Genomic DNA, 24,066 nt, shown 5'->3' on the forward strand with positions numbered 1-24,066 from the left:
GGCCTGTGGGTCCGGGGCCACAGCCCCGCCTCTGCCCGCAATCCACATCGCCACGGCCACGCTTCCGCCCCGCCATGGTCACGATCCTGATCGACAGGGTAGTGACGCGCTGCGCCCGTCCCGGGGCCACCACGTTCAGGGCCGTCTTGCACGACATGATCCGACCCATGATCCGACCCCAGCCTCCCACCCGTCGCGCGCTGCTGCGCCTGGCCGCCCTCTCGGGGGTGGCCGGCCTCGCGCCGGGCCTGGCCGGCTGCGTCGCCGACGGCCTCGTCACCGATGCCGTGGGCGGGGGCGCGCCGGAGCGGCAATCCGCCCTCGACGTCAGCCCGGTCCTGCTCGTGGCCACCACGCGCAAGCCCGTCGGCTCGCCGCCGAAGAGCCCCTACTTCACCTCCGAGCGCGGCCGCGGCCTCAGCTTCGCCGAGGTCCGCCTGTCGGCGCCCGACCGCTCGCTGATCGGCAAGGTCTCCTCCGTGGTGACCGGCGACTGGGCGGTGACGGCGGTGCCGCAGGTCGAGACGGGGCCGGGGGCCGCCGGCGCCTTCGCCCAGGCGGCGCTGGGGCGGGACGTGCTGATCTACGTCCACGGCTACCGCGAGAGCTTCCAGTCGGCGGCGGTGAGCGCGGCCAAGCTCTCCGACGGCATCCGCTTCCGCGGGGCCTCGGCCCTGTTCACCTGGCCCTCGGCCGCCGCGACCTTCGACTACGGCTACGACCGAGAGAGCGCCCTGTGGTCGCGCGACGGTTTCGAGGATCTCCTGAAGGCCCTGGCGAACTCGTCCTCGGGCGGGCGCATCAACATCGTCGCGCATTCCATGGGCACCCTGCTGACCCTGGAGACCCTGCGCATGCTGCGGGCCGAGGCCGGCGAGGCCGCGATGGCCCGCATCGGCGCCGTGGTGCTCGCCGCGCCCGACATCGACATCGACCTCTTCACCAGCGCGGTGGAGCGGATGGGGCCGGACGTGCACAAGATCACGGTGATCTCGTCGACGAACGACCGGGCCCTCGAGCTCTCCGGCGCCATCGCGGGCGGCATTGTCCGGGCCGGCGCGGCCGACCGCGAGCGCCTGGAAGCCCTCGGCGTGCGCGTGGCCGACGCCTCCGATTACGGCGGCGGCCTCATCAACCACGACCTGTTCCTGTCGAATCCCGACGTACAGGGCGTGGTCAAGCGGGCGATCGCCCGGGCGAGCGGCGGGGCCTGAGGCCCGGCCACCCACCGCAAACCGGACGCCGTCCGTCCGGGCCTTGGCCTGCGCCCCGTTCGCCCCTAAACGGACGGCGGCCCCGAGGCCGCAGACAACAAGGATTCGCGATGTTCACACTCGAGATCGATGGCGTGGCCATCGCGGTCATCAACGGCTCCGAGGAGGTCGCCAACGACCTCTTCACCTGCGATGGCTTCAAGGACGACATCCAGACCATGAAGAGCGACGGCAAGGTGCTGTGGAACGGCACCTCCCCGCTCAAGGTCCGGGCGGCCACCGAGGAGGAGATCGAGATCTTCGAGGACGCCCTCGCCGAGGACGATTCCGAGGAGGACGAGCCCTACGAGCCGGATGCCCGCCATGCCGAGGCCTCGAACGACGACGAGGCGGACGACGAGGACGAGGACGATGCCGACATCGTGTTCCTGGTCGACATCGACGAGGACGGCGGCCTCGACTCCTGATCGACCGCGCGGGAAGCCCCGGCCCGGGATCTCAGCCCGGCCCGGGATCTCAGCCCCGGGGTGGGGTCGCGCTCGGCGCCAGCCGCGGCCCCTTGGTGGGGATCAGCCCCGGGGGAACCGGTCCGTCGCTCGCCGACCGGGCCGGGGCGGCACGCGCCGGATCCGGCCTGACGGCCTCGGGCCTGGAAACGTCCGGCTTCTGGGCCGGGCTCCGGCCGGTCTCGAGCCGGGCCGGGCTGGCTGGGCTCGGGGCCGCCTTCGGCTTCGGAGGCACGATCGTGCCCGTCGCCGCCACGTCGGGCATCGGCACCGCCGGGCTGTCGATGCCGTAGATGTCATCGCGAAAATGGGCGCGGCCGTCCGGGGTCGCATAGCCGGTGAGGTAGACGAACGTCACCGGAATCTGCTTGGGCAGCTTGATGTCGAGGCGCTCGTTGGTGGCGATGCTGGTCTCGATCTCGATCGGACCCCAGGTCGAGCCGGGACCGTTGGGGCCGGACGTGCCCTCGAGCAGCCAGCCGGCGAGTTCCTTCACCTGCGCGACGCGCACGCAGCCATGCGAATGGAACCGCACCTCGCGGGCGAACAGCGACTTCGACGGCGTGTCGTGCATGTAGACCGCCTGCTTGTTCGGCATGTCGATGCGCACCTGGCCCAGGGAGTTCTCCAGGCCGGAATCCTGCCGCAGGGTGTAGTTGGCCGCCTTCTCGCTCGACCAGTCGATGGCGGTGGGGTCCACCTCCACGCCGCCGGGGCCGAGGATGCGGATGCGCTCCCTGGCGAGATAGCCGGGATCCTTGCGCATCTTGGGGATGATCTCCTTCTTGATGATGGAGACCGGCAGGGTCCAGGTCGGGTTGAGGTTCACGTCGGTGATGCGTGCCTCGATCCGGGGCGTCGCCTTGTCGGGCTTGCCCACCACCGCCACGTAGCGGCGCACCACGACCCCGTGGTCCACCGCCTCCACGGTGGCCGAGGGGATGTTCACCACCACGTAGCGGTCGCCGTAGGCGAAGTTCGAGCCGATCTGGCGCGCGGCCGAGGCCGCGAGCTGGCGCTGGCGGGTCGCCGCCGGCACGTTGAGGGCCGCCACCGTCTGGCGCCCGATCAGCCCGGTCTCCGGCAGGCCGTGGCGCGCCTGGAACGCCTTCACCGCCGCCGCCAGGGGGGCGTCGAGCTGGTCGCTCATCGGGGCGTCGGCGGCCAGATCGCCGACGAGCGCGAGGTGCTTGCGCAGGGCCGGGATGGACGGGTGGCTGGCCCCGGGCTTGACCACGAGATCGGCGGGCAGGGCGTTCCAGCCTCCGGCATCCACCATGGCCTGGTAGCGGTCGGCCATCCGCAGGGTGTCGAGGAAGGTCGAGGGGCTCAGGGTCGGCACCGGATCGGCGGAGACCCGGGCCACCACCAGCGGCGGCAGCTCGCGCGACTTCTTGGCCGAGGCGGCGGCAGGCGCAGGCGTCGCGTCGGCCGCGCTCGGGGCGATGGCCTGCACGGCGGGGGTCGCCGGAGCGGTGCTGGTGAGATTCTCGACCCTGGGGGGCTTCGCGGAGACGGGCGCGTCCGGCGCGCCGGAGACCTGCGCCGTCGCGGCCCCGCCCAGCGCCAGGAGGAGAGCCAGGGGCGAGAGGCCCGCGCGAAGGCGGTGCGGGCGGAGGGCGACGGTCCTGTGGCGCGAAAGCATCGCGAACCTTTCGAGTGGAATGTCTCCCCGACCATGCGCACAGAGGGTTACCAATCTCCTGTCGTGCGATGACGGAGGCCGGCGGGCGCCCTAACTCCCGCCCCGAAGCGGCAGGGGAGCAGCGGCCATGACCAACCATCCGGCAATCCAGGCGGGGCGGACGGCCGTCGTCACCGGGGCGGCGAGCGGCATCGGCCTGGCGGCCGCCCGGCGCTTCGCGGCGGCCGGGATGCGGGTCTGGCTCGCCGACCTGCCGGGCGATGCGCTGGAGGCTGCGCGCGCCGAGGTCGCACGCAGCGGGACGGCGGGGTCCGTCCACGCGATGGCCACGGACGTGGCGCGCCCCGAGGCCTTCGCGGCCCTGAGCGCGGCGGCCGGCGCCGAGGGGCCGCCGGCCGTGGTCCTGCTGAATGCCGGGATCGAGGCCGGGGGACGGCTGTTCTCCGATGCCGAAACCTGGCACCGCATCCTCGACACCAACCTCTGGGGGGTGATCAACGGGATCCAGGCCTTCGCGCCGGCGATGATCGCGGGCATGGAGCCCGGCGCCATCGTGGTCACGGGCTCTAAGCAGGGCATCACCACGCCACCCGGCAATACGCCCTACAACGTCTCGAAGGCGGGGGTGAAGGTCGTGACCGAGGCCCTGGCCCACGACCTGCGCGGCCGCGAGGGCGCCCGCGTCAGCGCCCACCTGCTGATCCCGGGATTCGTCTATACCGGCCTGACGCGGGCGCGCGGCGTCGACGAGAAGCCGGCCGGCGCCTGGACGCCCGACGAGACGGTGGATTTCCTGATGGCCGGGCTGGCGCGAGGCGACTTCTACATCCTGTGTCCCGACAACGAGACCACCCGGGCCCAGGACGAGAAGCGCATCGCCTGGGCCGCGGGCGACATCATCGAGAACCGCCCGGCGCTGTCGCGCTGGCACCCGGACCATGCCGAGGCGTTCAAGCGGTTTGCCGGTTCGTAATAGGGTGCCGTCTCGCACGCCGCACGGGTGGCGGATGCCTTGCATAGCGCTGCCGGGAAGCCGACACAGCGGGGGCGATTCTTCGCGACCGGCTCCTGGCCGCACAGCCGCGTGCAGTACGACCCGTGGACCGGCCGCGAACCGAACGACCTGCAAACCGAACGGGAGCCGCCCTTGGCCACCATCATCCCCGTCGCCTCCTTCGACTGCGTCGTGTTCGGCGCCACCGGCGACCTGACCACGCGCAAGCTGCTTCCGGCCCTGTACTATCGCTTCAAGGATGGGCAGATCCCGGGAACGAGCCGGATCATCGGTGCCTCGCGTTCGGAGATGAGCGCCGAGGCGTTCCGCGAGCGCGCGCGCGACGCGGTCAAGCGCTTCGTGCCGGCCGGGGACATCAGCGAGGACAGGCTCGCCGCCTTCCTCGACCATCTCGACTACGTCGCGGTGGACGGGGCCGGCGATGACGGCTGGGACGATTTGGCCGCCAAGCTCGCCGAGCGCCCGGACCAGGTGCGGCCCTACTACCTCGCCACCTCGCCCGACCTCTACGGCTCGATCTGCCAGAACCTGTCGAAGCACGGCCTGATCGGCGAAAAATCCCGGGTCGTGCTGGAGAAGCCCATCGGCAAGGACCTGAAATCCGCCCGCGCGATCAACGACGCCGTCGGCAAGGTGTTTCCGGAAGAACAGATCTTTCGCATCGACCACTATCTCGGCAAGGAGACGGTGCAGAACCTGCTGGCCCTGCGCTTCGCCAACACCATCTTCGAGCGACTCTGGACGGCCGACGTCATCGACCACGTCCAGATCACGGTCGGCGAGACCGTGGGCGTCGAGGGCCGCGCCGGATACTACGACACTTCGGGCGCCCTGCGCGACATGGTGCAGAACCACATGCTGCAGCTCCTCTGCCTGATGGCGATGGAGAGTCCGCTCTCGCTGGACGCCAACTCGGTGCGCGACGAGAAGCTGAAGGTCCTGCGCGCCCTCAAGCCCATCACCCCGCACGATGTGCAGACCGTGACGGTGCGCGGGCAGTACGCGGCCGGCGCCATCGGCGGCAAGCCGGTGGACGGCTACCGCACCGATCTCGGCAACGACGCCGACAGCCGGACCGAGACCTTCGTCGCCCTGAAGCTCGAGGTGCAGTCCTGGCGCTGGGCCGGGGTGCCCTTCTACCTACGCACCGGCAAGCGGCTGCCCCAGAAGCTCTCCGAGATCGTGGTGCAGTTCCGCGCCTCGCCGTTCTCGATCTTTCCGTCCGAATCCTTCGGGCGCGAGCCCAACCGCCTCGTCATCCGGCTCCAGCCGGAGGAAGGGATCAAGCTCGAGGTCATGACCAAGGACCCGGGACCCGGCGGCATGCGCCTGCGGCCGACCAACCTCGACATCTCCTTCGAGGAGACCTTCAAGCAACGCTATCCCGACGCCTACGAGCGCCTGCTCATGGACGTGGTGCGCGGCAACGCCACCCTGTTCATGCGCCGCGACGAGGTCGAGGTGGCCTGGGCCTGGGCCGACTCCCTGCTCAAGGCCTGGGCCGACCGGCCCGAGCCGCCGCGCCCCTACGCCGCCGGCAGCTGGGGACCCACCGCCGCCATCGCGCTGATCGAGCGCGACGGCCGGACGTGGCACGAGGAGATCCGCTGATCCGGCCTCCGCCCGATCGACGCGGAGGGGTCGCTCGGGCGGGGCCACGCGGCGCCTGAGCGACGCCGCGCGCCGCACCCCGAAGGGATCGAGTGCCGAAGGGATCGAGCGGATCTGCCGGAGGCCTGTGCGCAGAACAGGGGTATAGTTCCGAACTCCCTCGACAGGTTCCAGTCGAGGGATTACCAAAGGGGAGTATTTTTCCTTCCTGCTGCAGACGTCGCGGACCCATGAACAAGATCGAGACGGGCCTCGGCATCAACCGGCGCTATCTCCACGATGAAGTCGTCGATCGAATGCGCGACCTCATCCGCTCGGGTGAGCTGGAACCACGTGCGCGGATCAACGAGAGCGAGCTGACCGAGCGCTTCGGCATCTCCCGCACGCCCCTGCGCGAGGCGATCAAGATCCTCGCCACCGAGGGCCTGCTGGAATTGCTGCCCAACCGCGGCGCGCGGGTCGCGAGCCTGTCGCAATCCGAGATCGAGGAGATGATCGAGGTCATCGCCGGCCTGGAGGCGACGGCGGCCGACCTCGCCTGCCGCATCATCACCGATGCGGAGATCGACAGGATCTCGCGCGACCACGAGGCGATGGTCGCGGCTTGGCGGGCCGGCGAGGAGGGGGTCTACTTCGCCCTCAACCGGGAAATCCACGAGGCCATCATGCGGGCCAGCCGCAACGCCACGCTCGGAAGCATCTACGACAGCCTCTCGGGCCGCATCCAGCGCTCGCGCTACGCCGTGCACCAGACGCCGGAGCAATGGGAGCAATCGGTGGCCGAGCACGAGCGGATGATCACCCTGCTGCGCGCCCGCGACGGTGAGGCGCTGGCTCCGCTGATGCGCGCCCACATCCGCGCCCGCACCCCGGTGATCGCCGAGAACTTCGGTGCCTCCAGCCGCGAGGCCTCCGGCTCGGCGGCCTGAGACCGTTCATCCTGGGCCGCTCGCGGGCCGACCGGCCTGGACCGAAAAGGGGAGCCGGGACGGTGCCGAGTGCCGGCCCGGCCCTCCGCCGCGAGACGAAGCCCCTAGTTCCAGGTGTGCAGCACGGTGCGCCAGCCCTCGGGACCGCGCTCCATCACGTTGACCCAGTTGCCCTCGAACTTCTTCTTGGCCCCGCTTTCGCCGGGGCCGTTCATCTCCCAGCGCCCGGACAGCACGAGGACGTCGCCCTTCTCCCGCGCGGACTGGACGGTGATCTTGTGATCGTCGAAGCCCTTGGCCTTCACGCCCGAGAAGAATTTCTTGATGTCGGCCGGTCCCGAAACCGCCGCGCCCTTCGGGATCACCTGCGCGTCCGGGGCATAGAGCGTGCCCAGGGTCTCCATGTCGCCGCTGTTGTAGCTCCTGTCCCAGGTTTCGGCGGCGCTGCGTCCTGCCGAGGCGGAGGTCTCGGCGCGGGCCGATACGGGCAGGACGAGACACGCAGCCAGAGCCGCACCGAGAAGTTGTCCGGTTGTCAGCATAGATACCTCCCACGCGAGGTCAGGTCGACATGTCTCGCGCGAGAGATTTGGCAACGCAAGTCTTCGCAAGTAAAGAAATTTTGCGAAGACTTTCGTGTTTTGGCGGATCGCCCGGGTAGACGGTTCAGGCGGCCCGGACCGTGCCGAGGAACCGCGCCAGTTCCTGCGTCAGATGCTCGGCTTCGCGCGAGAGCTCCGAGGCCGAGGCCAGGACCTGGGACGCGGCCGCGCCGGTCTCCTCGGCCGCTCCGGCGACTCCGGAGATGTTGGCCGTGACCTCCCCGGTCCCGGTGGCCGCCTCGCTCACGTTGCGGACGATCTCCTGGGTCGCCGCGCCCTGCTCCTCCACCGCCGCCGCGATCGAGGTCGCCACGTCGCTGATCTCGCGGATGCGCCCGCTGATGCTCTCGATCGCGGAGACGGCCTGGCCGGTGGAGCCCTGGATGCGGCCGATCTGGCCGCTGATCTCCTCGGTGGCCCGGGCCGTCTGGTTGGCGAGTTCCTTGACCTCGGCGGCGACCACGGCGAAGCCGCGGCCCGCCTCGCCGGCGCGCGCTGCCTCGATGGTCGCGTTGAGGGCGAGCAGGTTGGTCTGGCCGGCGATGCTCGCGATCATGGCGACGACGTCGCCGATCCGCGCGGCGGCCGCGCTCAGTTCCTGAACCTGCGCGGCGGTCCGGGCGGCTTCGTCCACCGCCCGCTGGGCGAGCTGAGTCGAGCCGTCGACCTGGCGGCCGATCTCCTGGACGGAGGCGCCGAGTTCCTCGGCCGCCGCCGCCACCATGCCCACGTTGGAGGCCGCCTGGTCCGCCGCGGCCGCGACGGTGCTCGATTGGTGGGCCGTCTCGGAGGCCGTGCTCGCCATGCTCTGAGCCGTGCCGCGCAGCTGGCCCGCCGCCGTGGTCACCCGGCCGAGGATGCCGCCGACGGCGCCCTCGAAACCATCCGCCATCTCGCGCATCGCGGCCTTGCGCTGCGCCTCGGCGCCGGCGCGGGCGAGGTGGGTCTCCTCCTCCAGGGCGCGGCTGCGCAGGAGATTGGCCCGGAAGGTCTCCAGGGTGTCGGCCATGGCGCCGATCTCGTCCTGACGGCCGACGCTGGGGATCTCGGTCTGCGCATCGCCATCGGCCACGCGCCGCATGGCCGTCGTCATCGCGCCCAGCGGCCGGGTGATGCCGCGGATCGTGTAGGCCATGGCGGCGAGGGCCATCAGGACGGAGAGTCCGAGCATGACCTGGGTGGTCCGCACGGCGCTCGCCTGCTCGTCGCGCGCCGCCACCTTGGCGGCCTCGCCGGCCTCGCCGTTGAGGGTCACGAGCTTGCGCATGGTGGCGCTGGTGGCGAGGTAATTGGCGTTCATCGGACCCCGGAACAGGGTCAGCACCTCGTCGCGCCGGGTCGGGTCGATGGCCTGGAGCTGGGTCCAGTCCTGGCCCATCTGGGTGAGCTTGGCGCTGACCTCGTCGTAGAGGGCGGTCTCCTCGCGCGAGTTGACCAGGGCCTTGTAGGCGGCGCGCCGGGACTCGAGCTCCTTGGCCAGGGTCGCGGCCTGGGCGACGCTGTTGGCGCGCTCCTCGGCGGTGTCGGCGACGACGTAGCGGAACTGCCAGAGGCGGATCCGCATCACCAGGGCGTTCATCGCGTGTGCGGCATCGACGGAGGGAAGGGCGTTGTCGGACAGGACCGCCATGCGGTCTCCGATGGCATCCATCTTCGACAGAGACAGCAGACCCTGTCCCGTGGTGATGATGGCCAGCAAGCCGAAGAGGCCGATCAGTGTCGATTTAAGCGAGAAGCGCATGGGAAGCACCGCGTGGCGAAGAGATGCGTCCTCGAATAATCGATCCGCCTTAAGATTGACTTGCGCGTCCCAATGATACAACCAATGATTGTTCCATCACTTCTCGTGATGACTTTGCTGGCATGCCTCCTCGGCCGTCAGGCCGCAGCATTGATCGAGCGAAGGCCGGCCACGAGATCCGAGAAGCGGTCGCCCTGGACGATGACGTGCGCCCGCAACCGGTCGGAGGCGCCCGCCTCGTCGCCCGATACGATGGCGGCGACGATGGCCTCGTGTTCGGCCAGGGACTGGCCGAGACGGTTGCGGGCCCGCAGCTGGAGGCGGCGGAAGGGAGCGAGCCGGCGGTGCAACTGGCGCGCCTGCTCCTCCAGGAAGCTGTTCCGGCAGGCGCGATAGACCACCGTGTGGAAGATGTAGTTCTCCGCGTAATAGGTCTCGGGATCGGCGGCGGCGGCCGAGGCGGCGCAGGCGGCCAGGGCCGCCTTGAGAGCGGCCTCGTCGTCGGGGACGAGCCGGCGCGCCGCCAGCCGCCCGCACGAGGCCTCGATCTCCGCCATCGTCTCGAACATCGCGATCAGGAGCTGCGGATCGGGCGCGCTGACGATCGCCCCCCGGCGGGGCTTGATCTCCACGAGTCCGGTCATCGCCAGCTGCAGGAGCGCCTCGCGGATCGGCGTGCGCGAGACCCCGAAGCGCTCGGCGAGCTCCGTCTCGTCGAGGCGCGCGCCGATGGAGAGGCGTCCGTCCACGATCTCGGTCTCGATGGTCTGCCTGAGGCGACGCGACTGGTTCATGCGCTGAGGTCCCGGCCCGTTTTAATCCCGCCGACTCGCAGAAATCAGGCGTCCACTATTATTCAATCGCGTTGACAAAATATACAAGACATCGTTTCATGTATAAAGAAGCCGCAGCGCAGTATAAATGCTGCGCCGCAAAATGATGCGGCCGGGCACCGGCCCAGGGAGAGACACGCCATGATGCTGACACGCCGTGCCCTCGTCGCCGGCGGCCTCGCCGCCCCCGCCATCCTGTCCCTGGGCTCGCGCGCCCGGGCCGCCACCACCCTGAAGCTCTCGCACCAGTTCCCCGGCGGCACCATCGACGAGGGTGATTTCCGGGACCGCATGTGCCGCAAGTTCGCGATGGCGCTGGCCGAGCGTTCGAAGGGTGCCCTGGAAGTGCAGGTCTATCCCGGCTCGTCGCTGATGAAGACGAACGCCCAGTTCGCGGCCATGCGCAAGGGCGCCCTCGACCTGTCGCTCTACCCTTCGCCCTACGCCGGCGGCGAGGTGCCGGAGCTGAACATCGGCCTGATGCCGGCGCTGGTGAGCTCCTACGAGCAGGCCATCGCCTGGAAGAAGGCGCCGGTGGGCCGAAAGCTCACCGAGATCCTGGATTCCAAGGGCATCATCCTCGTCTCCTGGGTCTGGCAGGCCGGCGGCGTCGCCAGCCGCGAGCGCCCCCTCTACGCGCCGGCCGACGCCAAGGGCCTCAAGGTCCGGGGCGGGTCGCGCGAGATGGACCTCATGATGAAGCAGGCCGGCGCGGCGACCCTGTCGATCCCCTCCAGCGAATCCTACGCCGCCATGCAGACGGGTGCCTGCGACGCGGTCATCACCTCGTCCACAAGCCTGATCTCGTTCCGCCTGGAGGAACTCGGCAAGGCGCTGACCTCAGGGCGCGAGCGCTCCTACTGGTTCATGCTCGAGCCGCTGATGATGTCGAAGCTCGCCTTCGAGCGCCTGCCCAAGGACCAGCAGGACCTCATCATGGCCATCGGTGCCGAGCTCGAGCCGTTCGGTCAAGCCGGCGCCAAGGCGGACGACACCAAGGTCGAGGAGATCTTCGCCAAGGCCGGCGCCAAGGTCCAGAACCTCGACGAGAAGACCCTGGGCCAATGGCGCGACATCGCCCGGGACACGGCCTGGAAGGACTTCGCGGGCAAGTCCGCCGGCTGCGCCGAGCTCCTCAAGCTGGCGGAGCAGGTGTCGTGAGCCACGCCTTCGACGCGGCCTCGGCCGCCGCCGAGACGCACACCGTATCCGAGCCCCGGGTTCCGGGGCTCCTCGGCACCATCGACCGGGCCCTGAAGGGGGTCAACCACGTCATCATGCTGCTGGGTGGCATCGCCCTCGTCTGCGCCTGTCTGGTGCTCAGCTACAGCGTCGTGATCCGCTACGTCCTGCACGAGCCCACCGACTGGCAGGACGAGATGGCGGTGTTCCTCATCGTCGGCGCCACCTTCTTCTCGGCCGCCGCCGTGCAGGCCAAGCGCGGCCACGTGGCGATCGAGGCCCTCACCGGCCTGCTCTCGCCGCGGGTCAACCGCGCCCGCCTGCTGATGGCGGACGTCATCAGCTTCGTCTTCGTGGCGTTCTTCGCCTGGAAGAGCTGGACGCTGCTCCACGAGGCCTGGGTCGACGGCCAAGTCTCGCAGTCGAGCTGGGGGCCGCCGCTCTGGATCCCCTACGTCCTGATGGCGATCGGCATGACCCTGCTCGGCATCCAGTTCGCCCTGCAGATCGCCGAGGAGATCCTCTACGGCGCCGAGAAGGCCGGCTGGGCGAATCCGAAGATCGGCCTCGGTGCCGATCTGAACCGCGACACGCAGGCGCGCGCCGGCCTCGCGCCGGAGGGCACCCGGCCCCTGGGCGATCCCCTCGCCAACACCGTGCCGGACACGAAGGTCACCGGGAGGCATCCATGAGCGTCGCGGCCATCGGCTTCCTCTACGCGGGCGCCACCCTGAGCGCGATGCTCGCCGGCATCCCCATCGCCTTCGCGCTGGGCTTCGTGGCGCTCGCCTTCATGTACGTCTTCATGCCGGGCGCCTCCCTCGATACGGTGGCGCAGAACGTCTACGAGGAGATGGCCTCGATCACCCTGCTGTCGATCCCGCTCTTCATCCTGAAGGGCGCGGCGATCGGGCGATCCAAGGCCGGCCAGGACCTCTACTCGGCCATGCATGCCTGGATGCACCGCATCCCCGGCGGCCTCGGCATCGCCAACGTCTTCGCCTGCGCGCTCTTCGCCGCCATGGCGGGCTCAAGCCCTGCGACCTGCTCGGCCATCGGTTCGGCCGGCATCCCAGAGATGCGCAAGCGCGGCTACTCGCCGGGCTTCGCCGCCGGCATCATCGCGGCGGGCGGCACCCTCGGCATCCTGCTGCCGCCCTCGATCACCATGATCCTCTACGCAGTGGCGGCCGAGCAGTCGCTGGGACGCCTGTTCCTCGCCGGCATCGGGCCGGGCCTCCTCCTCGTCGGGCTGTTCGCGACCTGGTCGGTCTACCGCTTCCGCTCGGAATACGCGGCCGCGAAGATCGCCTACGAGCGGAACGGCACCGCTTCGGCGATCCTCGCGGAGGATACCTACAGCATGCGCCAGCGCTTCTCGACGCTGCCGCGGGTGCTGCCCTTCGTGATCCTGCTCACCGGCGTGATGGTGGCGCTCTACGGCGGCTACGCCACCCCGTCGGAGACGGCGGGCCTCGGCGGCCTCCTGGCGCTGGGCCTGATCGCGGTCATCTACGGCGTCTGGCGTCCGCGCGACGTCAGCCCGATCCTGACCGCGACCCTGCGGGAATCAACCATGCTGATGCTCATCATCGGCATGTCGCTCCTCTACGCCTACGTGATGAGCTACCTGCACATCTCGCAATCGGCGGCGGCCGCGATCGTGGCGATGCAGCTGTCGAAGTGGGTGCTGCTGGTGACGATCCTCGGCCTCGTGATCCTGCTGGGCTTCTTCCTGCCGCCGGTCTCGATCATCCTGATGACGGCGCCGATCATCCTGCCGCCGCTGAAGGCCGCCGGGTTCGACCTCGTCTGGTTCGGCGTCGTGATGACCATCACCATGGAGATGGGCCTGATCCACCCGCCGGTGGGCCTCAACATCTTCGTCATCAAGAACATCGCCCCCGACATCCCGCTGAAGGACATCATCTGGGGCACGCTGCCCTTCGTGATCCTGATGGCGGTGGCGATCCTGATCCTCTGCCTCGTGCCCGGCATCGCCATGTGGCTGCCGAACTGGCTCCTGCCCACCACGCGGTGAATTGCGGGCGTCGCTCGGGCGACGACCCTCCGAGACGGAACCGGCCCCGGACGGGGCGCGCGACAGGCCGAGGCCGTTGCGCGTCCCGTCCGGGGCCGCTGCGTTTGGCGTGCCCACCGGATCCCTGGATCACCGGATCAGAGGAAAATGTGCGCCTTTAATCCTTTGAACACGGGTTGTTAACGAAGCGGTAACCATACCGGGCATCAATGGTCTGGTAAGGAATCGCGAGAGCCCGTGACTGACACAAGCCCTCCCCGCAGACCCGTTCAGCTTCGCGGCCGCGCCTTCAAGTCCTTGGTGCTGGCCCCGGAGACTCCGCTTCCCGATTGGTTCGCCGATCTGGACGAAGCGCTCAAGCGCTCGCCGACCCTGTTCGACGGGCGCGCCCTGATCCTCGACGTGGCGGGGCTGGCGCCCGCCGCGCCGGACCTCGACAGCCTGCTCGCCGAACTCGGCAGCCGGCAGATCCGCATCCTCGGCATCGAGGGCACGGACCTGTCGCTCCTCGGACCCGGGCGCCCGCCGCTCCTCGTCCAGGGACGGCCCTCGAGCACGATCGAAATCCCGGCCCAGCTGGAGCCGGAGCCCGAGGTGCCGCCGGCGCCGCCCGAGCCGGCGACGACCTCCCTCACCATCGAGGGGTCGGTCCGGTCCGGGCAATCCATCGTCCACCCCACCGGCGACGTCACCGTCATGGGGTCGGTCTCCTCCGGCGCCGAGATCCTCGCCGGTGGCTCCATCCACGTCTACGGCGCTCTGCGCGGCCGGGCCATCGCCGGCGCCGCCCGCAACCCCCGCGCCCGCATCTGCTGCCGCAAGTTCGAGCCCGAACTTCTCGGCATCGACCGCCTCGTCCGCACGGCCGAGGAGATGGGCAACCACCTGCGCGGCAAGGCCGTGCAAATCTGGCTCGATGGCGGCGCCATCAAATTCGCATCCTTGGATTGAGGAGACAGCTCATATGGCCAAAGTTCTGGTCGTGACATCTGGCAAGGGCGGCGTCGGCAAGACGACGACGACCGCGGCCCTCGGCGCGGCGCTCGCGCAGGCCGGCAAGAGCGTGGCGGTGGTCGACTTCGACGTCGGCCTGCGCAACCTCGACCTCGTGATGGGCGCCGAGCGGCGCGTCGTCTACGACCTCATCAACGTGGTCAACGGCGACGCCAAGCTCAACCAGGCCCTCATCCGCGACAAGCGCCTGGAGAAGCTCCACCTGCTGCCCGCCTCGCAGACCCGCGACAAGGATGCGCTCACCGACGAGGGCGTCGCCCGCGTCATGGACGAGCTTCGCGAGAAGTTCGACTGGGTGATCTGCGACTCCCCGGCCGGGATCGAGCGCGGCGCCACGCTGGCCATGCGCCACGCCGACGTCGCCGTGGTGGTGACCAACCCCGAGGTCTCCTCGGTGCGCGATTCCGATCGCATCATCGGCCTGCTCGACTCCAAGACGCTCAAGGCCGAGCGCGGCGAGACGATGGACAAGCACCTGATCCTCACCCGCTACGACCCTGCCCGGGCCGATCGCGGCGACATGCTCAAGATCGAGGACGTGCTCGAGATCCTCTCGATCCCGCTGCTCGCCATCATCCCGGAGAGCATGGAAGTCCTGCGCGCCTCCAACGTCGGCTGCCCGGTGACCCTGAACAACCCGCTCTGCGCCCCGGCCCGCGCCTACACCGACGCCGTGCGCCGCCTCAACGGCGATGCGGTCCCGATGTCGGTCCCCACCGACAAGAAGTCCTTCCTCGACAAACTCTTCACCCGGAGGGCAGCATGAGCCTCCTCAACATGTTCAACCGGCGCGGTTCGGCGCCGGTCGCCCGCGACCGCCTCCAACTCATCCTCGCCCATGAACGGGCGGGGGTCGGCGGCTCCGATCTCGTGATGGTGCTGCGCGAGGAGATCCTCGCGGTCATCGCCAAGCACGTCGAGGTCAACAGCGACAAGGTCCAGATCCGCCTCGACCGCGGCCAGGACATGTCGACGCTCGACATCGACATCGAGCTGCCGCTCACGGCCATCACCAAGGCCGGTCCCGCGAAGGTCAAGGCGGCGAAGCTCGCCGCCGCATGAGCCTCTCCACGCCCGTCCCGGCCGGCACAGCCGTCAGGCACCGATGAACAACCCGGCGAGCGTCGCGCTCGTCAGGTTGGACAGGGTGCCGGCCAGGATCGCGCGCAGGCCGAACCGGGCGATCTCCGCCCTGCGCTCCGGTGCGAGGCTGGCGAGGCTCGCGAGCTGGATGGCCACCGAAGTCAGGTTGGCGAAGCCGCAGAGCGCGAAGCACAGGATCGCGGCCGTCCGCGGGTCCAGGTTGCCGCCCTTCAGCACCGGCGAGAGCTGCGCATAGGCCAGGAACTCGTTGAAGGCGATCTTCTGGCCCAGCGCCCCGCCGACGAGGCCGGCCTGCTCCCAGGGCACGCCCATCAGCCAGGCTAGGGGTGCGAACACCGCGCCGAGGATGCCCTCCAGGCTCAGGGCGGGATAGCCGGCGAGACCCCCGGCCCAGCCCATGAACCCGTTCAGCAGGGCGATCAGGCCTGTGAACGCGATCAGCATCGCCCCCACCGACACCGCCACGGCCAGCCCCTTCTGGGTGCCGTCGGCCGCCGCCTCGATGACGTTGACCGCCCGCGTCTCCGCGAAGGTGACCCGCGTGGAGGTGACCCGACTCGGCTCCGTCGTCGGCACCAGGATCTTGGCGAAGAGGAGGCCGCCCGGCACCGCCATGGCGCTGGCCGCCAGCAGGTACTCCATCGGCACGCCGAGGGCCGCGTAGCCGGCGAGAATCGTGCCCGCCGTGGACGCGGCCCCGCTCGACATCACGGCGAACAGCTCGGCCGAGGTCAGGGCCATCAGGAACGGACGCAGGGCGATGGCGATCTCGCTCTGGCCGATCGCGATGGTGATCACCGCCGAGAAGGTCTCGATCCGCGACGTGCCGATCACCCGCTGCAGCACGGTGCCGATGGCCCGCGCCGCCGCCTGCATCACGCCGAAATGGTAGAGCACCGCGATCAGCGCCGAGACGTAGAGGATCTGCGGCAGGATGCGCAGGGCCAGGATGAAGCCGCTGCCGCCGAACAGTTCGAACATGCGCGGCTCGACGAGGCCGCCGAACAGGAACGCGGTGCCCCGGTCGCCGTAATTCAGCACGGTCTGGACGAAGGAAGCCGCCGCGGCGAGGCCCATGCGGCCCGCCGGGATGAACAGCACCAGGGCGCCGAGCGCCACCTGCAGCGCCAGGGCCGAGAGCACCACCCGCGGCGAGATCGCCCGCCGATTCGTCGAGAACAGCACCGCGACGGCCAGCAGCAGGGCCAGGCTCGCGCCCGCGTGGAAAAGTTTCTCGACCATGCCGCCCCGCTGTTCTGGCTCAAGCGGAGCAAGCCCGATGCCGGGCCGCTTGTCGCGGGGGAAGTGGCGGCATCCACCGCTGCTCGCCCCGGACGGATCGCCCATGACGGCGTGCCTCCCTTCGCCGCTTTGTCGGGAGAGGAGCGCGCGGGCGGTCGCCTCCCCATCTCCGGTACCGGCCACCGTCATGACAGTGTCGCCCGCGCTTGCGATCCAGCGCGGCGACCGTCGGCGGTTTGCCGGCAACAGGGCCGGCCGCATGCAGCGCCTTCTCACCGATACCACCGCCCTCCCGTGCCTGCTCTTCGCGATCGCGTTCGACGCGGAAGGGCGCGGGCGCCTGCTGGAGGCGGATGGCGGCCTGCCGGCGCCCGTCGCCGAGGGATTCCTCTGGCTGCATCTCGACCTCGTCGATGCACGCCTCGACGGGCTGATCGCCGCCGGGCGCCTCGGCCCGCCCGCGCTCGCCGCCGCCACCTTCGCCCGCGACGGGCATCAGCGCGTGGTGATTGAGGGCGCCGATCTCGGCCTCGTGATCGCCGATCGGGAGCGCGAATTCGGCGGCCGGATCGAGGACGAGCCGGCCGGGCGCCTGCATTGCGTGTTGGGCGCGCGCCTCCTCGTGAGCGGACGACGGCACGCCACCGCCGCGGCGGAAGCCGCCCGCGACGCGGTTCTGGCCGGGCGGCGCGTCTCCAGCCCGGCGGGACTCCTCGAGATGTTCGTCACCGGCGTCGCCGCCTCCCTCGACGCCTCTGCCCGGCGCTTCTCCGACGCCCTCGACGCCATTGAGGACCGGATGCTCGACGAGGATCAGCCCGACGATCCCCGACCGCTGGCGCCGATCCGCCGGCAGGCCGTGCGCCAGCATAGGCAGCTCGCCGGCCTCAGTGCGGTCTTCCACCGCCTCGAATCCGAGACCGAGGAAGAGGACGACGCCCTGCCGGAGGCGGTGGTGACCATGGCCGCCCGGGTGGTCCAGCGCCTCGATTCGCTTCACCGCGACATGCTGGTCCTGTCCGAGCGCAGCCGCCTGCTGCAGGACGAGATCGCCGGGCGCACGGCGGCCGAGACCAACCGCCAGCTCTTCACCCTCTCGATCCTCACCGCCCTCTTCCTGCCGCCGACCCTGGTGACCGGCGTGTTCGGCATGAACACCAAGGGGTTGTTCCTCGGCGATTTCGAGAACGGCTCGTTCCTCGCCCTCGTCATCTGTGCGGCGGCGGCCCTGGCGGTCTACGGCGTGATCCGCCGCCTCGGGCTCGTCAAACGGCGCGGCTGATCGTAAGCCGGCTCCCCGTCGCGCCGCGCGGAGCCAGAAAACACCGCGACCGCCGCAAGATCGTCATCGAAGCGTCACGTCCCGTCGCGAACGGTGCGCCAAACGCCCCTGGGAGCCTTTTCCGCATGGATTTCTTTCGCCGCTTCACCGTCCTGATGTGCGCGCCGAACTTCGACCCGGACGATCTCGAGGGCGTGCGCGTCCAGCAGATCATCGGCTCCGTGGAGAAGCTCGGCTTCGAGGTGGTGCGGGCCCGGCGCGTCGAGGACGCGGCCATCGCGGTCCAGACCGATTCGGCCATCGGCTGCATGGTGGTGGATTGGGGCAAGCGCGGCCTCGACGGCAAGGCGGCCGCACTCATCAACCTCATGAGGAAGCGCGGGCTGGAGATGCCCATCGTCATCATGGTCCGCCGCAAGCGCCTGGAGGACATCCCCGTCGAGGTGCTGGACTTCATCGACGGCTACATCTTCCTCGCCGAGGAGACCCCGGACTACATCGCCCGTGGCCTGGTGAGCCGGGTGAAGCAGTATGCCGAGACCCTGAAGACGCCGTTCTTCGGCGCGCTGGTCGATTACGCCGAGCAGGGCAACCAGCTCTGGACCTGCCCGGGCCACAATGGCGGCATCTTCTACAACCGCTCGCCGATCGGGCGCATCTTCGTCGAGCATCTCGGCGAGGCGGTGTTCCGCGACGATCTCGACAACTCGGTGCTCGATCTCGGCGACCTCCTCGTCCACGAGGGCCCGGCCCTGAAGGCGCAGAAGGAGGCTGCCGTCATCTTCGGGGCGGAGAAGACCTACTTCGTCCTCAACGGCACCTCGGCCTCCAACAAGATCGTGCTCTCCGCCCTGGTGGCCGAGGGCGACCTCGTGCTGTTCGACCGCAACAACCACAAGGCCGCGCATCACGGGGCGCTGTTCCTCGGCGGCGCGATACCCGTCTTCCTAGAGACCGACCGCAACGCCTACGGCCTGATCGGCCCGATGTACCACGAGGCCCTCGACGAGACCGTCATCCGCCAGAAGATTCGCGACAACCCGCTGATCACCGACAAGGAGGCCTGGCGGCGCGAGCGCCCGTTCCGCGTCGCGGTGATCGAGCAGTGCACCTACGACGGCACGATCTACAACGCGCAGATGATCCTCGATAAGATCGGGCATCTCTGCGACTACATCCTCTTCGACGAGGCCTGGGCGGGCTTCATGAAGTTCCACCCGCTCTTCGCCGGCCGCTTCGCCATGGGACTCAAGGGGCTCGACGAGACCTCGCCCGGCATCATCGCCACCCAGTCGACCCACAAGCAGCTGGCGAGCTTCTCCCAGGCCTCTCAGATCCACACCAAGGACAGCCATATCCGCGGCCAGACCCGGCGCATCGAGCACCGGCGCTTCAACGAGACCTTCCTGGTCCACGCCTCGACCTCGCCGTTTTACCCCCTGTTCGCCTCCCTCGACGTCGGCGCACAGATGATGAAGGGCCGCTCCGGCGTCGTGCTGTGGGACGACACCATTCGTCTGGGCATCGAGTGGCGCAAGAAGGTCCGCGCCATCCGCCGCGAGTTCGAGGAGAAGGAGGGCGATCCCCTGCGGCGCTGGTTCTTCGACCCCTTCGTGCCGGACACGGTTAAGGGACCCGACGGCAAGGTGCCGTGGGAGAGCCTCTCCACCGACGAGCTCGCCGGCAACGCGAAGTATTGGGAGCTGACGCCGGGGGCCGACTGGCACGGCTTCACGCACGTGGCACCCGACTATGCCATGACCGACCCCAACAAGCTCACCGTGCTCACCCCCGGATTCAACCGGCACACGGGCGAGTATGCCGAGCACGGCGTGCCGGCGCCCATCGTGGCGCAGTACCTGCGCGAGAACCGCATCGTGCCGGAGAAGAACGACCTCAATTCGCTCCTCTTCCTGCTGACGCCGGGCGTCGAATCCTCGAAGGCCGGCACGCTGATCTCCGGCCTCGTGGCCTTCAAGCGCCTGCACGACGACAACGTGCCCCTCGAGGAGGCGATGCCGGAATTCGTGCGGCGCCGGCCCAATCGCTACAAGGGCGTACGCCTGCGCGACCTCTGCGCCGACTTCCATGCCTTCCACCGCGAGCACGGCACCAGCACGCTCCAGCGCAAGCAGTTCGAGCCGGGGCACCTGCCCGAGATGGTGATGACCCCCAAGGAGGCGGTGCAGCAGCTCACCCGCAACAACGTCGATTACGTGCCGATCGCGGAGGCGGAGGGGCGCGTGGCGACGACCTTGCTTCTGGTCTACCCGCCGGGCATCGGCACGGTGCTTCCGGGCGAGCGATTGGACGAGCGGGCCAAACCCATGCTGGACTACTTCAAGATGTTCGAGCGCTCCGCGAACCTGTTCCCGGGCTTCGAGGCCGAGATCCAGGGCGTGTTTCGCGATGTCGATCCGGATGGGACCATCCGGTTCTACACCTACGTCATGCGCGAGGGCCGCTGATGGCGGGCTCGTCCGAGAGCGACCCCGACCTCGTCATCCGGCCCTCGTCGGATGCCGACGTGCCGGACATGGTGGACATCTACGCCCATCACATCCGGCGCGGCGTCGGCGATGTCGGGGACTTCGAGGAGGACCCGCTCCATCCCGACGACCTGAAGAAGCGGCGCAAGGCCATGCGCAAGAAGCGCCTGCCGCACCTCGTGGCCGACCGGGACGGGATCGTGGCGGGCTATGCCTACGCGGTACCGTTCCGCAAGCGCCCGGCCTACCGCTACACCCTCAAGCACTCGATCTACGTCCATCACGAACACCTGCATGCCGGCATCGGCCGGCGTCTGCTGCCGGCGCTGATCGAGGCCTGCGCGGCGGGCGGCTACCGCCAGATGATCGGCTACATCGACGCGCAGAACGAGGCGTCGTTGCGCCTCCACGAGGCCTGCGGCTTCGTTCGCGTCGGGCTGCTGCCGGCGGTGGGCTACAAGTACGGGCGCTGGAGCGACAGCGTCATGGTCCAGTGCGCCCTCGGAACCGGGGCCACCGACCAGCCCGGCACCTGGACGCGCCCGGTCGAGGCGGTGGTGGCCGGGCACGACTGGATCGGGAAGTAGGGATCGACGGGATAGGTCCGGCCGCACAGGGCACCGGACCGGAGACTCTATTGCTGTGACCGGTTGATCAGTGCCTGCAGTGCCCGGGCCACCGCCTCGCTGACGTTCTTGCGGTACTTGCGGTGGACCAGCTGGCCGTTGTGATAGATGTCGTGTTCGACGTAGAGCTTCTCGCCGTCCCAGCGGACGATGTTGTCGGTCTCGGTGGTCTCCTCGACGCCGAGATCCTCGCGAAAGGTAACGCCCCCGGCTTGCGCAAACATGGCTCGTCCCTGGTGTTCGAAGCGACTTTCCGGCTTCCTGGAGCCGCATCTTAGGCAGGCGGCGCGCGCCGCGCTACCCGAAACGGGTTTCAGCGCACCGTGACCTGATCCTTGATCCGCTCGTAGACCGCCCGGCTGAGGACGCGCTTCGACAGGAGCTCGCCGACGGAAGCGTAGGGGCGCTTCTGCACGATGGCCCGCCCGATCATGCCGCCGCCCCGCAGGCCGTTCAACTCGGCGACGCTCCCCGTATTGAGGTCGACGATCGCAATCCCGCGTGGCCCCGCCGTCTCGGCGGCGTTGTCGATGTCCTGCTCGCCGGCCGATGGGGCCGCCGGGCGAGCCGCATCGACGAAGCTCCGGTCGGGGGGCGGGGGCGCCTGGGTCGGCCCCGGAAGGCTCGGCGGCAGGGTCACGTTCGGCGATGGCGCCGGCACGGCCGGCGGAGACGCGGCGGGGGGAGTGGCGGGCTGTGGCGCCGGGGCAGGGCTCGGCTGGCGCGCGGGCGCCGGGGCCACCGGGGAGACGGGACGCGTGACGGCCGGCGGCATCGCCGCCTGGGTTCCGGCCTTTCCGGTCTCGGGGGTCGTCCGGACGGTCGGGGCGTCCGCCGGTCCTCCGTCGTGCGGACGCAGGACCTGGACGATTCCGGCGAGGATGGCCGCCACCACGATGAGAACGCCGACCCGCAGGACCGCTGAACCGCTGAGCATTGAGGGCGGCCTCGCGCCTGTGGACATGACGAACGCCTAACATGGGCGATAAAGTGAAGTCTCGCCGTCGAATCGGCTGTCCTCAAGAGCTTGAACACTTCGGCCGGTCACCCACTGACATCTGCGCGACCGCGCGGGTGCGGCGTCTGCGGCATCGACGGAGGTGCCGGTCCCGGTCATGGTCCCGGCCGATGCCCGACCGCCTCTCCCCCCTGACGGCCCTATCCGCGCGCCTCGGCGCCCTGCGTCACCTGCCGGCCCTGGCCCGCCTCGTCTATTCCGCCAGTCCGCGCCTTCTGGTGGCGAGCCTCGTCCTGCGCCTCGCGCGGGCGAGCCTGCCGGTCCTGATGCTCTATCTCGCCAAACTCATCCTCGACGCGATCGTGGCCGAGCATGCCCGGCCGCATCCGGTCGGCCTCGAGTTCGAGGCGTGGCTCGCAGATCCCGCCCTGCGGCACCTCGCCCTGCTGGTGGCGGCGGAGTTCGGCCTCGCCATCCTGGCCGACCTCCTCGGCCGCGCCAGCACCTTGGTCGACGGTCTCGTGGCCGACCTCTACGGCAACGCTGCCACCCTGAAGCTGATGCGGCACGCCGCCGACCTCGACCTCGAGCAGTTCGAGGACAGCGCGCAGCAGGACCGCCTGGAGCGGGCACGGCGTCAGGTCACGGGCCGCTCCAACCTCCTGTTCCAGCTCTTCGGCCAGGGGCAGGACCTCATCACCCTGGTGGCCTTCGCGCTCGGCCTCGTGGCCTTCGCGCCCTGGCTGATCCTGCTCCTCGTGGTGGCCCTGGTGCCGGCCTTTCTCAACGAGACCCACTTCAACCGCGAGGGCTACCGGCTCGCCTGGACCCGGACGCCGGAGCGGCGCGAGATCGACTATCTGCGTTTCCTCGGAGCCAGCGTCGAATCCGCCAAGGAAGTGAAGCTGTTCGGGCTGAACGGCTACATCGCCGAGCGCTATCGCGGGCTCGCGGCCCGGCTCGTGGCCGACAACCGCGCCCTGGCGATGCGCCGGGCCGGCTGGGGCGGGGCCTTCGCGGCGCTCGGCACGCTGGCCTACTACCTCGCCTACGCCACCATCGTCTGGCGAACCGCCGCGGGCCAGTTCTCCATCGGCGACCTCGCCTTCCTGGCGGGCTCCTTCCAGCGCCTGCGCGGTCTGATCGAGGGGCTGCTGCTGGGCTTCTCGCAGATCGCCTCGCAGGCGCAGTATCTCGACGACCTGTTCTCGTTCTTCGCCGTGGTGCCGGCGATCCGCTCGCCGACCGACCCCGTTCCCCTGTCGCGCCCGATCCGGAGCGGGATCGTGTTCGAGGATGTGGGCTTCCGCTATCCCGGCACCGAATCCTGGGCGGTGCGACACCTGAGCTTCCAGCTCGCGGCCGGCGAGGTCTTGGCCCTGGTGGGCGAGAACGGGGCGGGCAAGACGACCATCGTCAAGCTCCTCACCCGGCTCTACGACCCGACCGAGGGCCGCGTGCTCCTCGATGGCCTACCCCTCTCCGCCTACGACCTCGACGACCTTCGCGGCCGCATCGGCGTGATCTTCCAGGATTTCGTGCGCTTCAGCTTCACCGCCCGCGAGAACGTGGCCGTGGGTCGGATCGAGGCGCGCAGCGACGCCGGCCGGGTCGCCCGGGCGGCCGGACGCAGCCTCGCCGACGGGGTCATCGGGCGCCTGCCGCTCGGATACGACCAGCCCCTGGGCAAGCGCTTCGCCGAGGGCGTGGATCTGTCGGGGGGCGAGTGGCAGAAGATCGCCATCGCCCGGGCCTACATGCGGGAAGCCGAGATCCTGATCCTCGACGAGCCCACCGCCGCCCTCGACGCCCGGGCCGAGTTCGAGGTGTTCCAGCGCTTCCGCGAGCTGAGCCACGGGCGCACGGCGGTGCTGATCTCGCACCGCTTCTCCACCGTGCGCATGGCGGATCGCATCTTGGTGCTCTCCGATGGACGCGTGATCGAGTCGGGCAGCCATGCCGAGCTGCAGGCGCTGGGCGGGCGCTACGCCGAACTGTTCGAGCTGCAGGCGGCCGGCTACCGCTGAGCGCG

General features: G+C 69.7%; 22 protein-coding genes. 15 read left to right on the top strand and 7 right to left on the bottom strand.

What is annotated here, in order from left to right; translation table 11 throughout:
* Positions 1-167 precede the first annotated feature (167 nt).
* Together AC0IWM_RS01845 and AC0IWM_RS01850 are read left to right on the top strand one after the other, a co-directional pair.
* Positions 168-1,214, top strand: coding sequence for an alpha/beta hydrolase (locus tag AC0IWM_RS01845; RefSeq protein WP_471752803.1), 1,047 nt, complete (start codon positions 168-170; stop codon positions 1,212-1,214).
* A gap of 110 nt (positions 1,215-1,324) precedes the next feature.
* Complete coding sequence (locus tag AC0IWM_RS01850) at positions 1,325-1,681, top strand: hypothetical protein (RefSeq protein ID WP_056471405.1); 357 nt, start codon at positions 1,325-1,327, stop codon at positions 1,679-1,681.
* A 49-nt stretch (positions 1,682-1,730) separates the two neighbouring features.
* On the opposite strand, the gene AC0IWM_RS01855 is transcribed toward AC0IWM_RS01850, so the two are convergent.
* The gene (locus AC0IWM_RS01855) at positions 1,731-3,365 is read right to left on the bottom strand and encodes a L,D-transpeptidase family protein (RefSeq protein WP_471752804.1); all 1,635 of its coding nucleotides are present in this window, start codon (positions 3,363-3,365) and stop codon (positions 1,731-1,733) included.
* A 127-nt stretch (positions 3,366-3,492) separates the two neighbouring features.
* Between AC0IWM_RS01855 and AC0IWM_RS01860 the strand changes: the two genes are divergently transcribed.
* From AC0IWM_RS01860 to AC0IWM_RS01870, 3 genes are all read left to right on the top strand, one after another.
* Positions 3,493-4,338, top strand: coding sequence for an SDR family NAD(P)-dependent oxidoreductase (locus AC0IWM_RS01860; RefSeq protein ID WP_471752805.1), 846 nt, complete (start codon positions 3,493-3,495; stop codon positions 4,336-4,338).
* 174 nt (positions 4,339-4,512) lie between these two features.
* Positions 4,513-5,991 carry a glucose-6-phosphate dehydrogenase gene (gene zwf / locus AC0IWM_RS01865; protein WP_471752806.1) on the top strand — a complete coding sequence of 493 codons (1,479 nt, stop codon included), beginning with the start codon at positions 4,513-4,515 and terminating at the stop codon, positions 5,989-5,991.
* Between the two features lie 230 nt (positions 5,992-6,221).
* Positions 6,222-6,920 carry a GntR family transcriptional regulator gene (locus AC0IWM_RS01870; RefSeq protein ID WP_471752807.1) on the top strand — a complete coding sequence of 233 codons (699 nt, stop codon included), beginning with the start codon at positions 6,222-6,224 and terminating at the stop codon, positions 6,918-6,920.
* 104 nt (positions 6,921-7,024) lie between these two features.
* On the opposite strand, the gene AC0IWM_RS01875 is transcribed toward AC0IWM_RS01870, so the two are convergent.
* The 3 genes from AC0IWM_RS01875 to AC0IWM_RS01885 all read right to left on the bottom strand — a co-directional run bounded on the left by AC0IWM_RS01875 (position 7,025) and on the right by AC0IWM_RS01885 (position 10,057).
* Positions 7,025-7,462: a YybH family protein gene (locus AC0IWM_RS01875; protein WP_471752808.1), complete on the bottom strand. Its 438-nt coding sequence runs from the start codon at positions 7,460-7,462 to the stop codon at positions 7,025-7,027.
* 124 nt (positions 7,463-7,586) lie between these two features.
* Positions 7,587-9,263, bottom strand: coding sequence for a methyl-accepting chemotaxis protein (locus AC0IWM_RS01880; protein ID WP_471752809.1), 1,677 nt, complete (start codon positions 9,261-9,263; stop codon positions 7,587-7,589).
* Positions 9,264-9,400: 137 nt separating this feature from the next.
* Positions 9,401-10,057, bottom strand: coding sequence for a GntR family transcriptional regulator (locus AC0IWM_RS01885; RefSeq protein WP_447677309.1), 657 nt, complete (start codon positions 10,055-10,057; stop codon positions 9,401-9,403).
* A gap of 180 nt (positions 10,058-10,237) precedes the next feature.
* Here AC0IWM_RS01885 and dctP point away from each other — a divergent pair, with 180 nt between their 5' ends.
* The 6 genes from dctP (at position 10,238) to minE (ending at position 15,395) form a co-directional block, all read left to right on the top strand.
* The gene (dctP, locus tag AC0IWM_RS01890; protein ID WP_056471375.1) at positions 10,238-11,257 is read left to right on the top strand and encodes a TRAP transporter substrate-binding protein DctP; all 1,020 of its coding nucleotides are present in this window, start codon (positions 10,238-10,240) and stop codon (positions 11,255-11,257) included.
* Complete coding sequence (locus AC0IWM_RS01895) at positions 11,254-11,970, top strand: TRAP transporter small permease (protein ID WP_471752810.1); 717 nt, start codon at positions 11,254-11,256, stop codon at positions 11,968-11,970. Before dctP ends, AC0IWM_RS01895 begins: the two co-directional genes overlap by 4 nt.
* On the top strand, positions 11,967-13,319 hold the full coding sequence (locus AC0IWM_RS01900; protein WP_471752811.1) for a TRAP transporter large permease: 1,353 nt from the start codon (positions 11,967-11,969) through the stop codon (positions 13,317-13,319). Before AC0IWM_RS01895 ends, AC0IWM_RS01900 begins: the two co-directional genes overlap by 4 nt.
* A gap of 237 nt (positions 13,320-13,556) precedes the next feature.
* Positions 13,557-14,270, top strand: a complete 714-nt coding sequence (gene minC, locus AC0IWM_RS01905) for a septum site-determining protein MinC (protein ID WP_471752812.1) — start codon at positions 13,557-13,559, stop codon at positions 14,268-14,270.
* Between the two features lie 13 nt (positions 14,271-14,283).
* Entirely contained in the window at positions 14,284-15,099 is an 816-nt protein-coding gene (gene minD, locus AC0IWM_RS01910; protein WP_056471364.1) for a septum site-determining protein MinD, read from the top strand.
* Positions 15,096-15,395: a cell division topological specificity factor MinE gene (gene minE / locus AC0IWM_RS01915; RefSeq protein WP_056471360.1), complete on the top strand. Its 300-nt coding sequence runs from the start codon at positions 15,096-15,098 to the stop codon at positions 15,393-15,395. Before minD ends, minE begins: the two co-directional genes overlap by 4 nt.
* Before the next feature lie 33 nt (positions 15,396-15,428).
* On the opposite strand, the gene AC0IWM_RS01920 is transcribed toward minE, so the two are convergent.
* On the bottom strand, positions 15,429-16,679 hold the full coding sequence (locus AC0IWM_RS01920) for a NupC/NupG family nucleoside CNT transporter (protein ID WP_471752813.1): 1,251 nt from the start codon (positions 16,677-16,679) through the stop codon (positions 15,429-15,431).
* Between the two features lie 259 nt (positions 16,680-16,938).
* Between AC0IWM_RS01920 and AC0IWM_RS01925 the strand changes: the two genes are divergently transcribed.
* The 3 genes from AC0IWM_RS01925 to AC0IWM_RS01935 all read left to right on the top strand — a co-directional run bounded on the left by AC0IWM_RS01925 (position 16,939) and on the right by AC0IWM_RS01935 (position 21,037).
* Positions 16,939-17,961: a CorA family divalent cation transporter gene (locus AC0IWM_RS01925; protein WP_056471354.1), complete on the top strand. Its 1,023-nt coding sequence runs from the start codon at positions 16,939-16,941 to the stop codon at positions 17,959-17,961.
* A 125-nt stretch (positions 17,962-18,086) separates the two neighbouring features.
* A complete protein-coding gene (locus AC0IWM_RS01930; RefSeq protein WP_056471351.1) occupies positions 18,087-20,429 on the top strand; it encodes an Orn/Lys/Arg family decarboxylase in 2,343 nt (780 codons plus the stop codon).
* Positions 20,429-21,037, top strand: coding sequence for a GNAT family N-acetyltransferase (locus AC0IWM_RS01935; protein ID WP_471752814.1), 609 nt, complete (start codon positions 20,429-20,431; stop codon positions 21,035-21,037). Before AC0IWM_RS01930 ends, AC0IWM_RS01935 begins: the two co-directional genes overlap by 1 nt.
* A 47-nt stretch (positions 21,038-21,084) precedes the next feature.
* Here the strand turns inward: AC0IWM_RS01935 and AC0IWM_RS01940 are convergent, their stop codons facing one another.
* Together AC0IWM_RS01940 and AC0IWM_RS01945 are read right to left on the bottom strand one after the other, a co-directional pair.
* Positions 21,085-21,300, bottom strand: coding sequence for a hypothetical protein (locus AC0IWM_RS01940; RefSeq protein ID WP_447677300.1), 216 nt, complete (start codon positions 21,298-21,300; stop codon positions 21,085-21,087).
* 89 nt (positions 21,301-21,389) lie between these two features.
* On the bottom strand, positions 21,390-22,013 hold the full coding sequence (locus tag AC0IWM_RS01945; protein ID WP_471752815.1) for a helix-hairpin-helix domain-containing protein: 624 nt from the start codon (positions 22,011-22,013) through the stop codon (positions 21,390-21,392).
* 191 nt (positions 22,014-22,204) lie between these two features.
* Between AC0IWM_RS01945 and AC0IWM_RS01950 the strand changes: the two genes are divergently transcribed.
* Positions 22,205-24,061: an ABC transporter ATP-binding protein gene (locus AC0IWM_RS01950; protein ID WP_471752816.1), complete on the top strand. Its 1,857-nt coding sequence runs from the start codon at positions 22,205-22,207 to the stop codon at positions 24,059-24,061.
* Positions 24,062-24,066: the final 5 nt, after the last annotated feature.

It is taken from the genome of Methylobacterium sp. AC433 (assembly GCF_979253015.1).

Excerpts from the sequence above, each read along its gene's own strand:
- AC0IWM_RS01935 (WP_471752814.1), top strand. The coding sequence starts at position 20,429 with ATGGCGGGCTCGTCCGAGAGCGACCCCGACCTCGTCATCCGGCCCTCG.
- AC0IWM_RS01860 (WP_471752805.1), top strand. The coding sequence starts at position 3,493 with ATGACCAACCATCCGGCAATCCAGGCGGGGCGGACGGCCGTCGTCACC.
- minE (WP_056471360.1), top strand. The coding sequence starts at position 15,096 with ATGAGCCTCCTCAACATGTTCAACCGGCGCGGTTCGGCGCCGGTCGCC.
- AC0IWM_RS01885 (WP_447677309.1), bottom strand. The coding sequence starts at position 10,057 with ATGAACCAGTCGCGTCGCCTCAGGCAGACCATCGAGACCGAGATCGTG.
- AC0IWM_RS01875 (WP_471752808.1), bottom strand. The coding sequence starts at position 7,462 with ATGCTGACAACCGGACAACTTCTCGGTGCGGCTCTGGCTGCGTGTCTC.
- AC0IWM_RS01900 (WP_471752811.1), top strand. The coding sequence starts at position 11,967 with ATGAGCGTCGCGGCCATCGGCTTCCTCTACGCGGGCGCCACCCTGAGC.
- AC0IWM_RS01850 (WP_056471405.1), top strand. The coding sequence starts at position 1,325 with ATGTTCACACTCGAGATCGATGGCGTGGCCATCGCGGTCATCAACGGC.
- dctP (WP_056471375.1), top strand. The coding sequence starts at position 10,238 with ATGATGCTGACACGCCGTGCCCTCGTCGCCGGCGGCCTCGCCGCCCCC.
- AC0IWM_RS01925 (WP_056471354.1), top strand. The coding sequence starts at position 16,939 with ATGCAGCGCCTTCTCACCGATACCACCGCCCTCCCGTGCCTGCTCTTC.
- AC0IWM_RS01855 (WP_471752804.1), bottom strand. The coding sequence starts at position 3,365 with ATGCTTTCGCGCCACAGGACCGTCGCCCTCCGCCCGCACCGCCTTCGC.
- AC0IWM_RS01880 (WP_471752809.1), bottom strand. The coding sequence starts at position 9,263 with ATGCGCTTCTCGCTTAAATCGACACTGATCGGCCTCTTCGGCTTGCTG.
- AC0IWM_RS01870 (WP_471752807.1), top strand. The coding sequence starts at position 6,222 with ATGAACAAGATCGAGACGGGCCTCGGCATCAACCGGCGCTATCTCCAC.
- AC0IWM_RS01845 (WP_471752803.1), top strand. The coding sequence starts at position 168 with ATGATCCGACCCCAGCCTCCCACCCGTCGCGCGCTGCTGCGCCTGGCC.
- minD (WP_056471364.1), top strand. The coding sequence starts at position 14,284 with ATGGCCAAAGTTCTGGTCGTGACATCTGGCAAGGGCGGCGTCGGCAAG.
- AC0IWM_RS01945 (WP_471752815.1), bottom strand. The coding sequence starts at position 22,013 with ATGCTCAGCGGTTCAGCGGTCCTGCGGGTCGGCGTTCTCATCGTGGTG.
- AC0IWM_RS01920 (WP_471752813.1), bottom strand. The coding sequence starts at position 16,679 with ATGGTCGAGAAACTTTTCCACGCGGGCGCGAGCCTGGCCCTGCTGCTG.
- AC0IWM_RS01950 (WP_471752816.1), top strand. The coding sequence starts at position 22,205 with ATGCCCGACCGCCTCTCCCCCCTGACGGCCCTATCCGCGCGCCTCGGC.
- AC0IWM_RS01930 (WP_056471351.1), top strand. The coding sequence starts at position 18,087 with ATGGATTTCTTTCGCCGCTTCACCGTCCTGATGTGCGCGCCGAACTTC.
- AC0IWM_RS01940 (WP_447677300.1), bottom strand. The coding sequence starts at position 21,300 with ATGTTTGCGCAAGCCGGGGGCGTTACCTTTCGCGAGGATCTCGGCGTC.